This is a genomic window from Flavobacterium terrae, assembly GCF_900142035.1.
GTDB classification, from domain to species: Bacteria; Bacteroidota; Bacteroidia; order Flavobacteriales; family Flavobacteriaceae; genus Flavobacterium; species Flavobacterium terrae.
Genome location: NZ_FQZI01000001.1, coordinates 955,991 through 972,192 on the forward strand (window position 1 = coordinate 955,991; position 16,202 = coordinate 972,192).

Here is a 16,202-nt window from a genome sequence, read left to right on the forward strand (position 1 = left end):
CTAGAATTTGGAGCTTTTTTTAATTACTCTTCTCTATGAACTAAATCCATACTAAATGCGGGTTTGCAAATTGCAATATATTCACAAGGTTCTTCGAATGGATTTGAATATTGGACTCTTATATTTTTTTCAATTTTGATAGATTGTCCTGCTTCTAAGACTATCGTTTCGTTTTCAATGATAAATTGTTTTTTTCCAGAAATGATATAAGTGTATTCTTCAAATTCAGGAGTTTGAAACGGTTCGCTCCAGCCTGGTGGTGCTACCATATGAGCAATCGAGATTTCGCTATTATTGGTTGTGGCAAGTCCGTGATGTTCTTCGATTAGTTTGCCATCAGAAGTTGGTACTACAAACGGTGATTTTTGAATAAAATAATTTTTCATTGTTTTAATCCGAAATGGTGAGCTATAAAATAGTTAGACTTTTAATTCTATTTCTTTAATACTTTCATTAATACATTAAAAGCGCCTCTTATAAAAGTTGCACTTGTAACTACTTTTAAAACAGACTTCCCAATTACTTCCCCTGTGCTTGGTCCTTTGGTTGATTTTTTCTCTTCATCTTTATCAGTAGCTTCTTCAGAAATTTCTACAATTTTCTTACTTAGTATTTCATAAGCACTTTCTCTGTCTATTTCTTCAGCATATTTTTCAACTAATTTTGAATTTGAGTTGATGGTGTCAATTTCTTTTTCATTCAAGATGTCCATTCGGCTTTCAGGTGCTCTCATCATACATGCTACTAATGGGGTAGGAATTCCTTTTTCGTTTAGAGCGGTGACTAAAGCTTCTCCAATTCCTAAAGATGTTATCACTTCATCTGTTTTGTAAAATTCTGAGATAGGGTAGTTTTCGGCAGTTTGTTTAATTGCTTGACGATCGTTAGCAGTAAAAGCTCGCAAAGCATGTTGGATTTTTAAGCCTAATTGAGCTAAAACTCCTTTAGGGATATCAGTTGGATTTTGAGTAATAAAGTAAACGCCTATTCCTTTTGAGCGAATCAATTTTATAATTGTTTCAATTTGATTTAACAAAGCGTTACTTGCTTCATTAAAAATCAAATGTGCTTCATCAATAAAAACAACTAATTCAGGTTGTTCCACATCCCCTTTTTCTGGCATTGTGTTGTATATCTCTGCTAATAAATTTAGCATGAATGTAGAAAAGAGTTTTGGTTTGTCTTGAATGTCGTTTAATCGTACAATGTTTACATATCCAAAGCCATTTTTATCTATTCGCATTAAATCGTCAATTTCGAATGATTTTTCTCCAAAGAAAATATCTCCGCCTTGTTGTTCTAATTCTATAATCTTTCTAAGGATGGTGCCTGTAGTAGCAGTAGAGATTTTACCATATTCTTCAGAGATTTCTTCTTTGCCTTCTTCAGTAATATAATTCATTACTTTCTTGATGTCTTTCAAGTCAAGAAGAGGCATTTTTTTATCATCACAATATTTAAAAATAACGGCAATAACACCCGCCTGAGTTTCATTTAAATCCAATATTCTTGAAAAAAGTACAGGTCCAAATTCAGAAACTGTGGCGCGTAATCTTACTCCGTCTTGTGATGAAAGTGTCATGAGTTCAACTGGAAACTCTTTTGGGGTAAAAGGTATGTTGATTTTCGAATGACGTTCTTTGATAAATTCTTTTTCCTCTCCTTTTGCTGCAATTCCAGAAAAATCTCCTTTAATATCCATCATTAATACAGGAATTCCATTTTGTGATAGTTGTTCAGACAAGACTTGAATGGTTTTTGTTTTTCCAGTCCCAGTTGCTCCTGCGATTAATCCGTGTCTATTTAATGTTTTAAGAGGGATTTTTACATGTATATCATGAGCTTCTCCTTCAAAAATTGCGCCTCCTAAATTTATGCTTGATCCCTTACAGGTATATCCCTGATTAATTTCTGTAGTAAATTGCTCTATTTTGCTCATTTTTGATAAAAAAATATTAGTAGTTGCAAGATATTAAAAATGTATTAAAAAAATGGTATTGTTAAAATACTATGGCTTAATTATTGATGTTGTTATAATATGTTAATTTTAATTGATTTTTATTAAGATAAAACACAATTTACTTAATTTGATAATAATTCAAAAAAAAGTTAATTATTATGAAAAATATTCATTTTTTAACAGTTTTCAGGCGCTTTGATGGATAATTTTCATTATGAATCAAGAAAACGTTGTAGAGCCGTGCTTTTTTGGGTGTTATTAATTGAAAAAAAGTTTTTTTATTACATCTAAAAAATTAAATTTGCTCCCATTATTTATTAAATTCACGTCAGAATTAATCAATTAAAAATTTAAATTTAAAAAAAATGGCAAACAACGTTAAAAAAGAAAAAAGTTCAAATTCAAACGGAGGAGATATTTTCTCTGGTCTTGTAATCGTAGCATGTATTGTGGTAGGATGGTTAGTATGGAAATTCGTTATGGGAGCTCCATCAAACTTTGAAGGAGGAAATCCAGAAGGTCACCCACTACCAGGAAACTATTTAGGAATGGTTTACAAAGGAGGAGCTATCGTACCTGTGTTAATGGGCTTATTATTGATGGTAGTTGTTTTCTCATTTGAGCGTTTTGCAGTAATTTCTAAAGCAGCTGGTAAAGGTAATTTAGATGCTTTCATGAAAAAAGTTCAAACTAGTGTAAATGGTGGTGATATTGATGGTGCTATTGATGCTTGTGATAAACAAAAAGGTTCTGTTGCTAATGCAATCAAAGCAGGTTTAATAAAATACAACCAAGTAAAAGCTGAAGGTTTTTCTTCTGAGGAAGCTACAGAAACTATTCATAAAGAAATTGAAGAGGCAACTTCATTAGAAATGCCAATGTTAGAGAAAAACTTAACAATCTTATCTACTTTAGTATCTTTAGGTACATTAGCTGGATTATTAGGAACTGTAACAGGTATGATCAAGGCGTTCGGTGCATTAGCAACTTCTGGCACTCCTGACCAAGCGATGTTAGCAAATGGTATTTCTGAAGCACTTATTAATACAGCAACAGGTATCTCAACTTCAGCTTTAGCAATTGTTGTTTATAACTTCTTTACTTCTAAAATTGATACATTAACATATTCAATTGATGAAGCAGCAAATTCGATTGTAAATACTTACAGACGTTTCAAAGGAAGCTTAAAATAATATAATAACAATTCTTGTATAACGTTATAATTATATAGGTTATACATTTAAAAAATAAAGTATGGCAGTAAAAACGCAAAAAAAAGCTGGTGCAATCGACATGACTGCGATGTGTGACGTGGCTTTCCTATTGCTTACTTTCTTTATCTTAACAGCTACCGCTAAACAGCCTGAGCCGTTAACTGTAGAAACTCCTAACTCAACTGTGCAAACAAAATTGCCAGAAACTGATTTAGCAACTCTAACAGTTGGTGATGGAAAAGTGTTCTTCGGAGTTTTAGGAAGAGACGTAAGAGAAAGAACTTTAGAGATGATGGGTATCAAATATGGTATCGCGTTTTCTCCAGAAGAAAGACAACGTTTTGCTTTGATGGATGGTTTTGGTGTGCCAATAGCAAATTTAAAACAAATCATTGCTATGACAGGTTCAGAAAGAAATCAGCAAGGATTGCAGCCAGGTATTCCTAAAGATTCATTAAATAATGAGTTGAAAGAATGGATTTATAACGCGCGTATGGCAAATATCGAATTGCATCAGCAAGAATTGAAATTTGCTATTAAAGGTGATGCTAAATTAGAGTATCCAAACATTAAAAAAGTAATGGATATTTTGCAAGACCAAGAAGTAAACAGTTTCAATTTAGTAACTGGTTTACGTGGAGAAAATTTCTAACAGTATATAAAAAATAAGAAATGGCAGAATTAAATACCGACGCCGGCGGTGGCAAGAAAAAAGGTAGTGGCAAGGTAAGAAGTAAAAAAGGGAACAATAAAGTTGACTTAACAGCGATGGTTGACTTAGCGTTCTTACTAATTACTTTCTTTATGCTTACTACTTCATTATCAAAGCCACAGTCGATGAACTTGGGAATGCCGGATAAGCAAAAGAAAGATCAACCTGAGAAGGATATTGAAGTTGCTGATGATAGAACCATGACAATTTTGTTAGGTGAAAATAACAAAGTAAAATGGTATATGGGTCAGTTTACTTCCCCTCTGGAAGGTCCTGAAGATTCTTCTTATGGTAAGGCAGGAATACGTCAGCCGATTTTAGAAAAAGTAAAATCTGTACCGGCTAAATACGGTGATCCAAAAAAAGGATTAATTGTAATTATTAAGCTTGATAAGAAGACCAATTATAAAAATATGGTTGATATCCTTGATGAAATGGCAATCGCAAAAGTTCCTACGTATGCAATTGTAGATTTGACTAAGGAAGAAAAAGCTTTACTAGATAATAATGACTAACCCAATAATATTGAAAAAATGAAATTAGATATATTCAAATCACAGTGGTTAGATTTAGTTTTTGAAGGACGTAACAAAAAGTATGGTGCTTATGTGTTGCGTAAAGAAAACCCTAAAACATCTTTACGTTCATTATTACTTGGAGGAATTGTGTTTTCAATTGCGGTGAGTGCACCTAAATTGATTGAGTTGATTCCTAGTGGTAAAGAAGCTAAGAACACTTTGGATGAGAAAGTGGTTTTGGTGAACATGGAAAAACCAAAGGAAAATGTTCCACCACCACCACCACCAAAAAAAGTTGAGCCACCAAAGCCTAAAATTGATGAAGTTAAATTCGTGAAACCTAAAGTTGTTGAAGCTAAAAAGGTAACCGAAGAGATTAAAACAATTGAAGAGCTTAAAGATAAAAATATTGCCGAAAAAGATATTAAAGGTGATAAAGATGCAGACTTTAAAATTGATAAACCTTCAGGTGAAGCTGAAAAAACTGTTGAAGTTGTAGATAACAACGTATATAGTTCAGCAGGTATCGAGGTGCAGCCAGAATTTCCTGGTGGTGCTGCAGGTTTTGCAAAATATGTTCAAAGAAATTACCGTACTCCTGAAGTTGAAAACGATCTTAAAGGTAGAGTTTTTGTTGAGTTCGTTGTTGAAAAAGACGGAAGTTTAACAGATATCAAAGTCATAAGAGATCTTGGATATGGAACTGGTGCAGAAGCAATTAGAATGCTTAAAAATGCACCTAAATGGAGTCCAGGTGAACAAAATGGTAAAAAAATCCGTGTTAGATATAGTTTGCCAATTATGTTAGATATTAGAACAGAGTAATGAGTAATTATTATTCAAATAAAAATGAGAAGAAATCGCTTAAAGAGCGATTTCTTCTCGTTATAGGTGTACTCTTCTTTTTGGTTTATCTTATTTTAGGACTTGCTGTTTTATTTTGGGATAAATTTCCTTTAAAAATGCCTCAAAACTATCGTATAGCTTTTGGATTGATTATTATTATTTATGCTTTCCTGCGTTTTATACGATTTTTCCAAAAATCTTAGTATGAAAAAAACACATTTTCTTTTAGCAGTACTAATTACTGTAGTGCTAGCTTTTAGTTGTAATCAAAAAAAAGAATCTAGCAATCAAGATACAATTTTAACTGGTAATGTAAATATATTGGTGGATGAAACCATTTTACCGGTTATTGAAGATCAAGTGATGGTTTTCGAAAATCAGTATGATGCCAAAATCAATTTAATTGGTAAATCCGAAATGGAAATTGTAAAATTATTATCCGAAGGGAAATATGATTTGGCAATACTTACAAGGTCACTTTCAGAAGGTGAGGCTAGAGTTTTTGATGAAAAAAAAATCAAACCTAAAGAAACATTATTGGCTTTAGATGCTATCGCATTCATTACAAATAAAGCTGATGGTAATATCAAAATTGACTTGAAAGACATAGCTGTCTTTATGCAAGGTAAAGATCAATCAAAATTTACAGGTTTAGTTTTTGATAATGCTAATTCAAGTACTGTTGCATATATGAAAAGAGTAGCTGGAATTCAGGAACTTCCAAAAGAAAAAGTGTACTCTTTTAACAATAATAATGAAGTAATTGAGTTTGTTTCTAAGAACAAAGGGATGATTGGAGTAGTTGGTGTTAATTGGTTATTTCAACCATTACCTGAATTTCAAAAAATAGTTGACAACGTTAGTGTTTTGGAAGTAAAGACTAAGAATGGTACCTTTGTACAACCAACTCAAGATCAAATAGGTCGACAAACATATCCGGCTACCCGTATTATTAAAATGTTAAATTATCAAGGATATTCTGGTTTAGGCATGGGATTTGCTTCCTTTGTAGCTGGAGAAATAGGACAACGTATAATTCTAAAATCAGGATTGGTTCCTATGAGAATGCCAAGTCGAAACATTATTGTTCGAAAAGAAATAGAAAATGTAAAATAATTAATAGCAACAAAATGAATAAAATGAAATTTTTCAGCATTGTTTTCTTAGCATTAGGTTATACATCTTTTGCTCAAGATATTGATGCTGCCAAAAAAGCTATCGATGCTGAACAGTATGAAAAAGCAAAATCAATTTTAAAAGAAGCTGTAAATAAAACACCAGATAATGGTAAAGCAGCATTTTTATTAGGAAATGTGTATTTACGTCAAAATCTTCAGGATTCGGCTAAGATATTTTTTGATAAAGGATTAAAAGCAAAAGATTTTGCGGAGTTCAATTATATTGGATTAGGCCAAATTGATTTAGATAACGGAAATGCTTCAGCGGCTCAAATCAATTTTGATCAAGCTACTAAGGATATGAGAAAGAAAGATTTAGAACAATACGTTTATATTGGTAAAGCGTATACTAACTCTGATAATCCAAATTTCAAAAAAGCCATCGAAGTTTTAAATAAAGCCAAAGCAATCAATATGAATGATGCTCAAACTTTATTGGCTTTAGGTGATGCTTTTTATGGTGATAAAAACCAAAATGAAGCTTATGCAGCATATAGAAATGCCGCAAATGCAGATGCTTCTTTATTGAGAGCTAAATTACAATTAGGAGTTTTATTAAAAGGAGCTAAAGCGTACACAGAAGCTAAAAATGCTTTAGATAAAGTTTTGGCTGAAAATCCTAATTATGGTCCTGTTTATCGTGAATTAGCTGAAACTTATTTTGGAATTGCTTTAGCAGATAAATCTAAATACAAAGAGTATACAGCTAAAGCTTTAGAAAGCTATGAAAAATACATGAGTTTGACAGATTATTCTTTGGCTTCACGTATGCGCCATGCAGATTTCTTGATTGTTGCAAAAGATTACAAAGCTTTAGAAAAGGAAGCTCTTGAAATGAAAAAATTGGATAATGTAAATCCAAGAATTCTTCGTTATTTAGGATATTCTTCTTATGAAAATGGTAATATTGATGAGGCTATTGCTGCTTTAAAAGATTTTACATCAAATCCTAAAAACAAAATTATTGGTCGTGATTACTTGTATTTAGGTATGGCTCAACTTAAAAAGGCTATCCCAGCTACTTCAGGTGATGCAAAGCCAGTGATTGATGATGTTTTGTATAAAACAGCTGTTGCAAATTTTCAAAAAGCAGTTAATTTAGATAAGCCTATGGCTAATGAATTAAATGACATAGGAAAAGTATATTTTGACCAAAAGTTATATAAATATGCAGCTGGGATTTATGAAGTAGCTACTTCAAATCCAAACTCACAAAATTATTTGTATGATAATTTCTTTTTAGGATATTCTTTATATTTTGAATATGCTGGTGAAGATGTGAAAAAGGCAGATGTTGTTGAAGCTCTAAAAAAAGCAGATGTTGCTTTTGCTAATGTAACTTTAGCTTCTCCAACAACTCAAGATGCTCATATTTATAGAGCTAGAGTGAATGGAGTATTAACAGATGCTGCTGCTAAAGACCAAATGGCAAAGAGCTATGAAGAGTTTGTAAAAGTTGTTACAGACAAAGGTCCTGAAACAGTTGAAAAGAATAAGAGTAAATTTGTTGAGGCTTATCAAGAATTGGCTAGATATTATTCAAAAACAGATAAGGCTAAATCGAATGATTATATCGCTAAAGCTTTAGCTCTAGAGCCTACAAATGCAGATACTTTAAATCTTCAAAAAGCTTTAAAATAATTTTAAAACCGCTTCTTTTAAGAAGCGGTTTTTTTATGACAATTTTAAATATTCTTTTTAGTTTATTTGTTTCAAAGACTTATTTTCTAAAAGGTTAAAAATGTTTAATGTAAGATTTGAATTGACTATCTTTGCACCCCAATAATTTAGAATTTTACAACAATGCTTGAAAAACATACACAGTTGGCTGTTGAAAAGGGAGAAATGCTTCCCTTAATGGAAGAGTTTTATACTATTCAAGGTGAAGGATATCATACAGGTACAGCTGCGTATTTTGTTCGAATAGGCGGTTGTGATGTTGGGTGTCACTGGTGTGATGTAAAAGAAAGCTGGAATGCAGAACTTCACCCTCCTACCCATATAGAAAAAATTGTGTCTAATGCTAAAAAGTACGCTGAAACAGTAGTTGTAACTGGTGGGGAGCCATTGACTTGGGATATGTCACAGTTGACTACTAAACTTAAGGAAGCAAACTTAAGAGTGCATATTGAAACTTCGGGAGCTTATAGTGTCACTGGGACATGGGATTGGTTTTGCTTATCTCCCAAAAAAACAAAACTACCCGTAGACGATGCATATGCTATTGCAGACGAATTAAAAGTTATTATTTATAATAAACACGACTTCATTTTTGCAGAAGAACAGGCAGAGAAGGTTAATAATAAAGCAATCTTATTTTTGCAACCAGAATGGAGTAAGAGGGATGAAATAACTCCACTAATTGTGGATTATGTTATGAGTAATCCAAAATGGCGAGTTTCACTTCAAACACATAAATATTTAAATATCCCTTAATGAAGAATATTGTTTTACTTTTCTTGTTGGCATTAAATTCATTTTCTGCTATAGGTCAAATTCAAGGTGAAGATGAAGTTTATCTTAATGGAGATTTAATTCAACCGAAATTTAATGGTGGAGGAATTGAGTTATTTAGCAATTATATTTACAGCAAAATTGATAAAACAAAAATAAAACAGGCCGGTAGGGTTGTTTTTACATTTGATATAATTACTACAGGAGAAATAAAAAATATTAGAATTGTTGAATTCAAAGATATGGACTTTGCCGCCGAAGTAATAAAAGTATTAAAAGAAGCTCCAATTTGGCAACCCGCAATGAGAGGAGGTAAGCCAGTGTCTATTAATTTGAAATTTCCAGTTGAATTCAAATATAAAGAATGATAATTTTTAAAAATTAACATAATGTTTTGTTTTTAATAAAAAAAAATTTACATTCGCATATTATATACTTTTTTGCCCCAATAAAAAAGCTTTACTTACTTTGTTTTGGTTGTTTTTAGAAACCTATAAATACCACGACATATGAAAAAACTTCTGATTCTTATAGTAACATTATTTGTTGCTCAGATAAGCTTAGCACAATCACCAATGAGTGTTGTTAATAAAACGGCTGTAATTCCTTTTGAAAATGTAGAAAATCAACCAATCTTTCCAGGCGGAAATAACGAATTTATTAAATTTGTTGGAAAAAACTTCAGAGTCCCTGAAGTTGAAGATTTAAGAGGAGTTTTAAAAGTTACTTTTGTCATAGAAACAAATGGTTCGATAAGCGATGTTAAAGTTGTCAATGATTTGGGACATGGGACCGCTGAAGAGATTAAAAGAGTTTTGTCATTATCACCTAAATGGACAGCTGGAGATCATGAAGGAAAACCAGCAAGAGTTCTTTTTACCTTGCCAATAACTATTAGAAACTAACTAGCCTTAAAAAGCAAATAAATGATACCCACAAAATTAATTTTTGTGGGTATTTTATTAAAAATCAGTCTGTTAATTGCATTTCATCGATTTTTTTGTGCATTTCATCAAAATCAATTGTATTATTGTTGTCTAGTTTTATTAGCTGGAAAAAGTAACACAAAATTGATTAGAGTATGAAAAAAATTGCTATTTTAATTTTATCTTTTTTATGTATTAACCTAGTTTTTTCCAATAAAATTGATAAAAGCGTTGAGGCTCCAATACCTTTCGAATCTGTAGAGGTTAAGCCAATGTTTCCAGGAGGAATAACTGAGTTTATGAGATTTGTGATGAAGAACTACCAAGTTCCTGAAGAGGAAGAAGGAGGAGGTGCAACAGGAGTTGTACAAGTAAGTATAATTATTGGTGCAGATGGAACAATAAGTAATGTTGATATACTTAAAGATGTTGGAAATGCGGGGAAAGAAATAAAAAGAGTCTTATCAAAATGTCCTAAATGGACACCTGGAAGACAAAAAGGACAAAATGTTCCTGTAGTTTATAACTTTCCAATTACAATTAAATAAAGAAAATCCCGAATTGATGTTCGGGATTTTTTATTTTTACGTTGTTAAAAATAATTTATGAAATCCTTTTTTCAATTAGATAATTCAATTACTTTTTTAAATCATGGTTCATTTGGGGCTTCTCCAAAACTAATTTTTGAAGAGTATCAACGTTTTCAAAAAGAACTTGAAAATGATCCTGTCAATTTTATTGTTGTTAAACAATCTCAATATTTAAAGGATGCTAAAAAATCTCTAGCAGAGTTTATCCATTGCAGAGAAAAAGATTTTTTCTTTATTCCCAATCCAACTGTTGCCATAAACACTATAATGAGAAGCTTGAATCTTCAACCTGGAGATGAAATTCTAGCTACTAATCATGAGTACGGAGCCATGGATAGAACATGGAATTTTTTCTGTAAAAAAACAGGTGTCAAATATATTCGTCAAAATATAACTTTGCCAGTTCAATCTAAAGAACAACTCCTAGAAGAATTTTGGAAGGGTTATAGTGATAAAACTAAAGTAATCTTCTTAAATCATTTCTCTAGTGCAACGGCTTTAATTTTTCCAGTTAAAGAAATTTGTGATAAAGCTCAAGAACTCGGATTGATAACAATCGTTGATGGTGCGCATGTTCCAGGACATATTGATTTGAATATTTCAGAATTAAATCCTGATTATTATACTGGGACATTGCATAAATGGATGTTAGCCCCTAAAGGAAGCTCATTTTTATATGTGAAAGAAGAATTTCAAAATGATTTAGACCCTTTGGTGGTGAGTTGGGGTTATGAAAGTTTAGCGCCTAGTGATAGCCAATTTCTAGATTATCATGAATATCAAGGTACAAATGATATAGCTCAATATTTGTGTACGCCAACTGTAATCAGTTTTTTAGAGGAAAATAATTGGAAAGAAGTTTCAAAAAAGTGCAAACAAATAGTCTTTGAAAATTATCAGCGTTTTTGTGATTTATTGGGTACTCAACCAATTTGTCCAATTACAGATGAATTTTTAGGACAAATGGCAAGCGTTCCAGTTAAAACAGATCAACCAGTTGAGTTAAAAGCACTTCTTTACGATAAGTATAAGATTCAGGTTCCAGTTATGCCTTTAAATGGAAATATCTTCATCAGATATTCTATTAATGGCTATAACTCACAAGAAGATTTGGATAAGTTGTATAAGGCATTAGAAGAGATTATTGCTACAACTGATTTGATAAAAAAATAGCCCAGATGGAAGTGGCATCCTTTTATTGTAGTCTCAGGTGTTACACTTAGCTTGTTGAAGTGTTCTCGAAGACTACAATAAAAGATATAACGGACAGCTGGAAAAAGCTCCTAATATAATCTCGCTAAATAATCAAAATGTTTTCCTTCGTGAATTAATTCACATTGCAAGCCATTAGCATGACAAGCATTTTGGAGCGTGTTGTAATCTAAATATAGCCAAGGAAATGATTTTTCGGTTTCACCTTTATAATGTACAGTAAAAGTTAATTCACCATAATAACCATTTGCAGGAACTTCATAGGCTCCATCTTCATCTTGATCATACATATAAATCAAATCGGAAGAATCAATTAATATTTGACCATTATCTGAAAGTAATGATTTCAGTTTTTGAAGAAATTTAGAAGTTTCCTTTAGCGTTCCAAAGATTCCTGTGCCGTTCATTAATAATAAAATGGTATCAAACTTTTTAGAATTGTCTACATTTAAAATGTCAGCAACGAATGCTTTTTGAACACCTCTCAATGTACAAGCCTCAATAGCATTCTGTGAGATATCTATAGCGGTCACATCAAGTCCTTTTTCTTGTAAATAAAGAGCATGACTTCCAGCTCCGCAACCTACATCAAGAATTTTGCCTTTAGAGAGTTGCAAAGCCTTTTGCTCAATTTCAGGCATGTTTTTAAAGGAACGAAATAAATAGTCAACAGACATTTCATCTGCTTCAGATATATTAGTTTCAGTAATTAAGTTTTTAGGTGAATTATTGGTTTGATAATCTAATATAGCTTTGCCGAAAAGATCTTTCATTTTAAGTTTATTTGATGATTCGATTATTTGTTGATTCGTTTTCTATAATTTTGCGTTTCATTTATTAAATAAACAAATTGACAAATCCTCAAATCAACATATTACAAAAGTTAGCCAAAGATAAGCATAACGAAAACAAAAAGTATTTTGATAAGCTGAAAAAGAAAGCTCCTAAAAATATTGATTATGTAATGCAGGAGTTGCATGAGGCCGAATTTAAAAGAACAGATTGCTTAGAATGTGCTAATTGTTGTAAAACAACTGGTCCATTATTCACTTCTGTAGATATTGAACGAATAGCTAAACACTTTCGTTTAAAACCACAGCAGTTCATAGATCAGTATTTAAAAATAGATGAGGATAATGATTATGTATTACAAAGCGTCCCTTGTACGTTTTTGGACAATGAAAATTACTGCATGATTTATGATGTTCGTCCAAAAGCTTGTCGGGAATTTCCCCATACTGATAGGAAGAAATTTCAGCAAATTTCAAATCTGACATTAAAAAACGTTGCTATCTGCCCAGCCGCTTATAATATTGTAGAAGAAATGAAAAAGAAAATGCCTCTTTAAAGTGGCATTTTCTTTTTTAGGATAGTAGCCTGAGCGAAATCTAAGTGTTATTTATAGATTAGATATTTTTCTCTCATTGTTTTAAAGTCTTCTAACCCTTTTTCCCATGACTTTCTAATTTCGGTTTCAGAAACTCCACTTTCAATTTGTTGCTGTAATTTTTTGGTTCCAGCTAATTTGATAAAGAAATCGTTAAAGAAAGGGTTTTTAGTTTCTGAGTTTTCTTTATAAGCTTTAATTAGCCATTTCAATTCAAGACGATTTACTTTTTCAATTTTTGTCAAATCTTCTCCAAAGCATTCTTTTCCGTTCCAAACAGGATCTTTAGCGCCAAAATTTGGTTTAGGAGTAAAGCTAAAACCAGTATTCTTTAAATAAGGTGATCCGTAAATCTGAAATTGCATTTCTGTGCCTCTACCAACACTTATGTTAGTGCCTTCAAAAAGACACAAGCTAGCATATAAGTTTATGGCTTGTGAGTTTGGTAAGTTGGGTGATGGTTTTGCTAGTAAGTCATATTGCATATTTCTATTGTAATTCAAACAAGTAATAATTTCTAGTTTACATTGTTTCACTTGCTCTGAGCTTGTCGAAGGGTTTAACCATTTTTCTCCATTGATCATTTTAGCGTATTCGCCAATTGTCATCCCGTGAAGAATTGGTATTTGGTGCATACCTACGAAACTAGTGTGTTCTTTTTCTAAAATTGGTCCATCAACTATGCCGCCATTTGGATTCGGTCGATCTAAAACAATTAATGGAATATTGTTTTCCGCGCAAGCTTCCATTACATAATGTAAAGAAGATATATAGGTGTAGAATCTCGCACCTACATCTTGTAAGTCAAAAATCATAACATCAATTCCTGCTAATTGCTCTGGTTTTGGTTTCTTGTTGTTTCCGTATAAAGAAACTATTGGTAAACCAGTTTTGGTGTCTTTACCATCTTTTATTAATTCACCAGCATCTGCCGTTCCTCGAAAACCATGTTCTGGAGCATATATTTTTTGTAGATTGATTTTCTTTTCGATTAAAAAATCTACCAAATGAGTTTTATTAGAAAGTATTCCGGTTTGATTGGTAACTATACCAACTTTTTTGTCTTTTAGGATTGGTAAGTAAGCTTGAGAATTATCGGCACCAGTTTTAATAGGTTCTGATATTTTAATTTCTTTAGTTTCTACAGATGTCTGATTAGAGATTTCTTCTGTCTTTTTGCAATTTCCACACGAAATCATTGTTAAAAACAAGAATAAAAATGTATTTTTGACACCAACGATTGTATTTATACGTCGAATAGAGAATCTGTAAATCATCATCTTTTGAATTTAGAATATTTTATTGCCCGAAGGTTAACAAGGGCTAAAGACCATAAAAGTAATATATCTTCGCCAATTATAAAAATTGCGATAGCTGCTATTGCTATAGGGTTAATTATGATGATTGTTTCCGTAGCAACTGGGATTGGTCTTCAAAATAAAATACGTCAAAAAATCGCGGCATTCAATGGACATATTGTTATTTCAAATTTTGATGACAATCAATCTGAGGTAAGTGTTAATCCTGTTTCAACTAACCAAGACTTTTATCCAAAGTTTAAATCGGTTCAAGGTATAAATCATATTCAAGCGGTTGCTAGTAAAGCTGGAATAATAAGAACAGAAAAGTCTTTTGAAGGAATTGTATTCAAAGGAGTTGGTAAGGACTACAAATGGGATAATCTAACAGAGTATTTAGTAGAAGGAAGAATTCCTAATCTTAAAGAAGAATTAAACCCCGAAATAATAATATCAGAATACTTAGCAAATCGACTTGAATTAAAACTTGGTGATAAGTGTAATACTTTCTTTATGAAAGAAGGAGGTAATCAGCTTCCAAACCTTAGGGTCTTTAAAATAGTAGGTATTTATAATTCAGGATTTCAAGAATTTGATGCTACTTTCTTATTGGGGGATATTCGTCATATACAAAAAATGAACAAATGGAAACCTACAGAAGTAGGTTCTTTTGAGGTTTTTCTGGATGACTTTAATAAAATTGAGCAAAAAGGGGCAGAGGTTTATAATAACTCTCAAAATAAAGAAGATGCTTCTAAAACTTTAGATACTCAAACCATTTCGCAGAAATACTTCTACATTTTTGAATGGCTAAAACTGTTTGACTTTAATATATTAGTAATTCTTTCTATCATGATAGTTGTGGCAACTATAAATATGGTTGTAGCATTACTGGTTTTGATTTTGGAAAGAACACAAATGATTGGTATACTAAAATCAATAGGTGCAAATAACTGGACAGTTAGAAAAATATTCTTATTTAATGCTTTGTACTTAATTGCTCAAGGGCTTCTTTGGGGTAATGTTATAGGTGTTGGATTGTTGCTTATTCAGAAGTACTTTGGTATAGTCAAGCTTAATCCAGAAAATTACTATGTAGACACAGCGCCTGTAGATATTAATCTATGGTATATATTCTTGTTGAACTTAGGTACTGTTATAGTTTGTTTCCTTGTGTTACATATACCTTCTCACATCATTACTAAAATTTCTCCAGTAAAAGCTATCAAGTTTAGTTAGTTTTAAATCTCATTTAATTTTTATTTCATTGCGTGCCCCTTCGGGTCGGGCTTTCCGCTGTATCTTTAATACGGTCATTTCGGCTACGCTCAATGACCGTATTAAAGGATGTCGCTTCTATCCCTCACGCGATACATCTATATAGTATAGAAAAAGCTGTACCTATATATAGTATAGAATAGCTAAACCACAGAAGTTGCAGAAAAATCCGACTGCTTAAAAAAACTTTCAAAGCTAACTTATTGACGGTCAGAAGAACTGTAAAAAACTTCAAAAAAAGTTTTGCAAAAGGCTTGTGTAATTGAAAAAAGGTGGTACTTTTGCACCCGCATTGAACAACGAGTGACATGCAAAACAAGCGAAGTTCTTTATCATAGTGTTAAAAAATCTTTAAGTGATTGAGTTTAAAGCGAGAGTGAAAAACTTAAAAAAAAATTGCAAAAAGATTTGGAGATAAGAAAATAAAGATGTTATCTTTGCACCCCGCAACGGAGAGGTTCTTAAGGATATTGATAATTAAAACGGACTGAAAATTTTCTCAAAAAAAAGTTTCAAAAAGTTTTGGTAAATAGAAAAAGAGTTCTTACCTTTGCACCCGCAAAAACAACGAAAGAAGTTAAGCGAGAAATAAGAAGAAACGTTCATAGACATATTGGATTGACAGCCGC

General features: G+C 31.9%; 17 protein-coding genes. 13 read left to right on the forward strand and 4 right to left on the reverse strand.

Annotated elements, in window-relative coordinates; genetic code table 11:
• Positions 1 to 23 precede the first annotated feature (23 nt).
• A complete protein-coding gene (locus BUC09_RS04215; RefSeq protein ID WP_073308946.1) occupies positions 24 to 386 on the reverse strand; it encodes a cupin domain-containing protein in 363 nt (120 codons plus the stop codon).
• A 47-nt stretch (positions 387 to 433) separates the two neighbouring features.
• Positions 434 to 1,939 (reverse strand): helicase HerA-like domain-containing protein, encoded by a 1,506-nt coding sequence (locus tag BUC09_RS04220; RefSeq protein WP_073308948.1) that lies wholly within the window; start codon positions 1,937 to 1,939, stop codon positions 434 to 436.
• Between the two features lie 386 nt (positions 1,940 to 2,325).
• Between BUC09_RS04220 and BUC09_RS04225 the strand changes: the two genes are divergently transcribed.
• The 11 genes from BUC09_RS04225 (at position 2,326) to BUC09_RS04280 (ending at position 11,571) form a co-directional block, all read left to right on the forward strand.
• A complete protein-coding gene (locus BUC09_RS04225) occupies positions 2,326 to 3,153 on the forward strand; it encodes a MotA/TolQ/ExbB proton channel family protein (protein ID WP_073308950.1) in 828 nt (275 codons plus the stop codon).
• A gap of 61 nt (positions 3,154 to 3,214) precedes the next feature.
• The gene (locus tag BUC09_RS04230) at positions 3,215 to 3,826 is read left to right on the forward strand and encodes an ExbD/TolR family protein (RefSeq protein ID WP_073308952.1); all 612 of its coding nucleotides are present in this window, start codon (positions 3,215 to 3,217) and stop codon (positions 3,824 to 3,826) included.
• 20 nt (positions 3,827 to 3,846) lie between these two features.
• Positions 3,847 to 4,401, forward strand: coding sequence for an ExbD/TolR family protein (locus tag BUC09_RS04235; RefSeq protein ID WP_073308953.1), 555 nt, complete (start codon positions 3,847 to 3,849; stop codon positions 4,399 to 4,401).
• Between the two features lie 18 nt (positions 4,402 to 4,419).
• Positions 4,420 to 5,229 carry an energy transducer TonB gene (locus tag BUC09_RS04240; protein ID WP_073308956.1) on the forward strand — a complete coding sequence of 270 codons (810 nt, stop codon included), beginning with the start codon at positions 4,420 to 4,422 and terminating at the stop codon, positions 5,227 to 5,229.
• 225 nt (positions 5,230 to 5,454) lie between these two features.
• Positions 5,455 to 6,366, forward strand: a complete 912-nt coding sequence (locus BUC09_RS04250) for a PstS family phosphate ABC transporter substrate-binding protein (RefSeq protein WP_073308960.1) — start codon at positions 5,455 to 5,457, stop codon at positions 6,364 to 6,366.
• A 23-nt stretch (positions 6,367 to 6,389) separates the two neighbouring features.
• Positions 6,390 to 8,069, forward strand: a complete 1,680-nt coding sequence (locus tag BUC09_RS04255; protein WP_317041190.1) for a tetratricopeptide repeat protein — start codon at positions 6,390 to 6,392, stop codon at positions 8,067 to 8,069.
• A gap of 162 nt (positions 8,070 to 8,231) precedes the next feature.
• Positions 8,232 to 8,864, forward strand: coding sequence for a 7-carboxy-7-deazaguanine synthase QueE (locus BUC09_RS04260; protein WP_073308964.1), 633 nt, complete (start codon positions 8,232 to 8,234; stop codon positions 8,862 to 8,864).
• The gene (locus tag BUC09_RS04265; protein WP_073308966.1) at positions 8,864 to 9,250 is read left to right on the forward strand and encodes an energy transducer TonB; all 387 of its coding nucleotides are present in this window, start codon (positions 8,864 to 8,866) and stop codon (positions 9,248 to 9,250) included. The genes BUC09_RS04260 and BUC09_RS04265 overlap by 1 nt, the downstream gene beginning before the upstream one ends.
• A 141-nt stretch (positions 9,251 to 9,391) precedes the next feature.
• A complete protein-coding gene (locus BUC09_RS04270; protein ID WP_073308968.1) occupies positions 9,392 to 9,787 on the forward strand; it encodes an energy transducer TonB in 396 nt (131 codons plus the stop codon).
• Positions 9,788 to 9,963: 176 nt separating this feature from the next.
• Entirely contained in the window at positions 9,964 to 10,356 is a 393-nt protein-coding gene (locus BUC09_RS04275) for an energy transducer TonB (protein ID WP_073308970.1), read from the forward strand.
• A 57-nt stretch (positions 10,357 to 10,413) separates the two neighbouring features.
• The gene (locus BUC09_RS04280) at positions 10,414 to 11,571 is read left to right on the forward strand and encodes an aminotransferase class V-fold PLP-dependent enzyme (RefSeq protein WP_073308972.1); all 1,158 of its coding nucleotides are present in this window, start codon (positions 10,414 to 10,416) and stop codon (positions 11,569 to 11,571) included.
• A 110-nt stretch (positions 11,572 to 11,681) separates the two neighbouring features.
• On the opposite strand, the gene BUC09_RS04285 is transcribed toward BUC09_RS04280, so the two are convergent.
• A complete protein-coding gene (locus BUC09_RS04285; RefSeq protein WP_073308974.1) occupies positions 11,682 to 12,383 on the reverse strand; it encodes a class I SAM-dependent methyltransferase in 702 nt (233 codons plus the stop codon).
• Positions 12,384 to 12,460: 77 nt separating this feature from the next.
• Here BUC09_RS04285 and BUC09_RS04290 point away from each other — a divergent pair, with 77 nt between their 5' ends.
• The gene (locus BUC09_RS04290; RefSeq protein ID WP_200778471.1) at positions 12,461 to 12,958 is read left to right on the forward strand and encodes a YkgJ family cysteine cluster protein; all 498 of its coding nucleotides are present in this window, start codon (positions 12,461 to 12,463) and stop codon (positions 12,956 to 12,958) included.
• A 47-nt stretch (positions 12,959 to 13,005) separates the two neighbouring features.
• On the opposite strand, the gene BUC09_RS04295 is transcribed toward BUC09_RS04290, so the two are convergent.
• Positions 13,006 to 14,277 carry an exo-beta-N-acetylmuramidase NamZ family protein gene (locus tag BUC09_RS04295; protein WP_394332998.1) on the reverse strand — a complete coding sequence of 424 codons (1,272 nt, stop codon included), beginning with the start codon at positions 14,275 to 14,277 and terminating at the stop codon, positions 13,006 to 13,008.
• Positions 14,278 to 14,280: 3 nt separating this feature from the next.
• Between BUC09_RS04295 and BUC09_RS04300 the strand changes: the two genes are divergently transcribed.
• Positions 14,281 to 15,534, forward strand: a complete 1,254-nt coding sequence (locus BUC09_RS04300) for an ABC transporter permease (protein WP_073308978.1) — start codon at positions 14,281 to 14,283, stop codon at positions 15,532 to 15,534.
• Positions 15,535 to 16,202 lie beyond the last annotated feature (668 nt).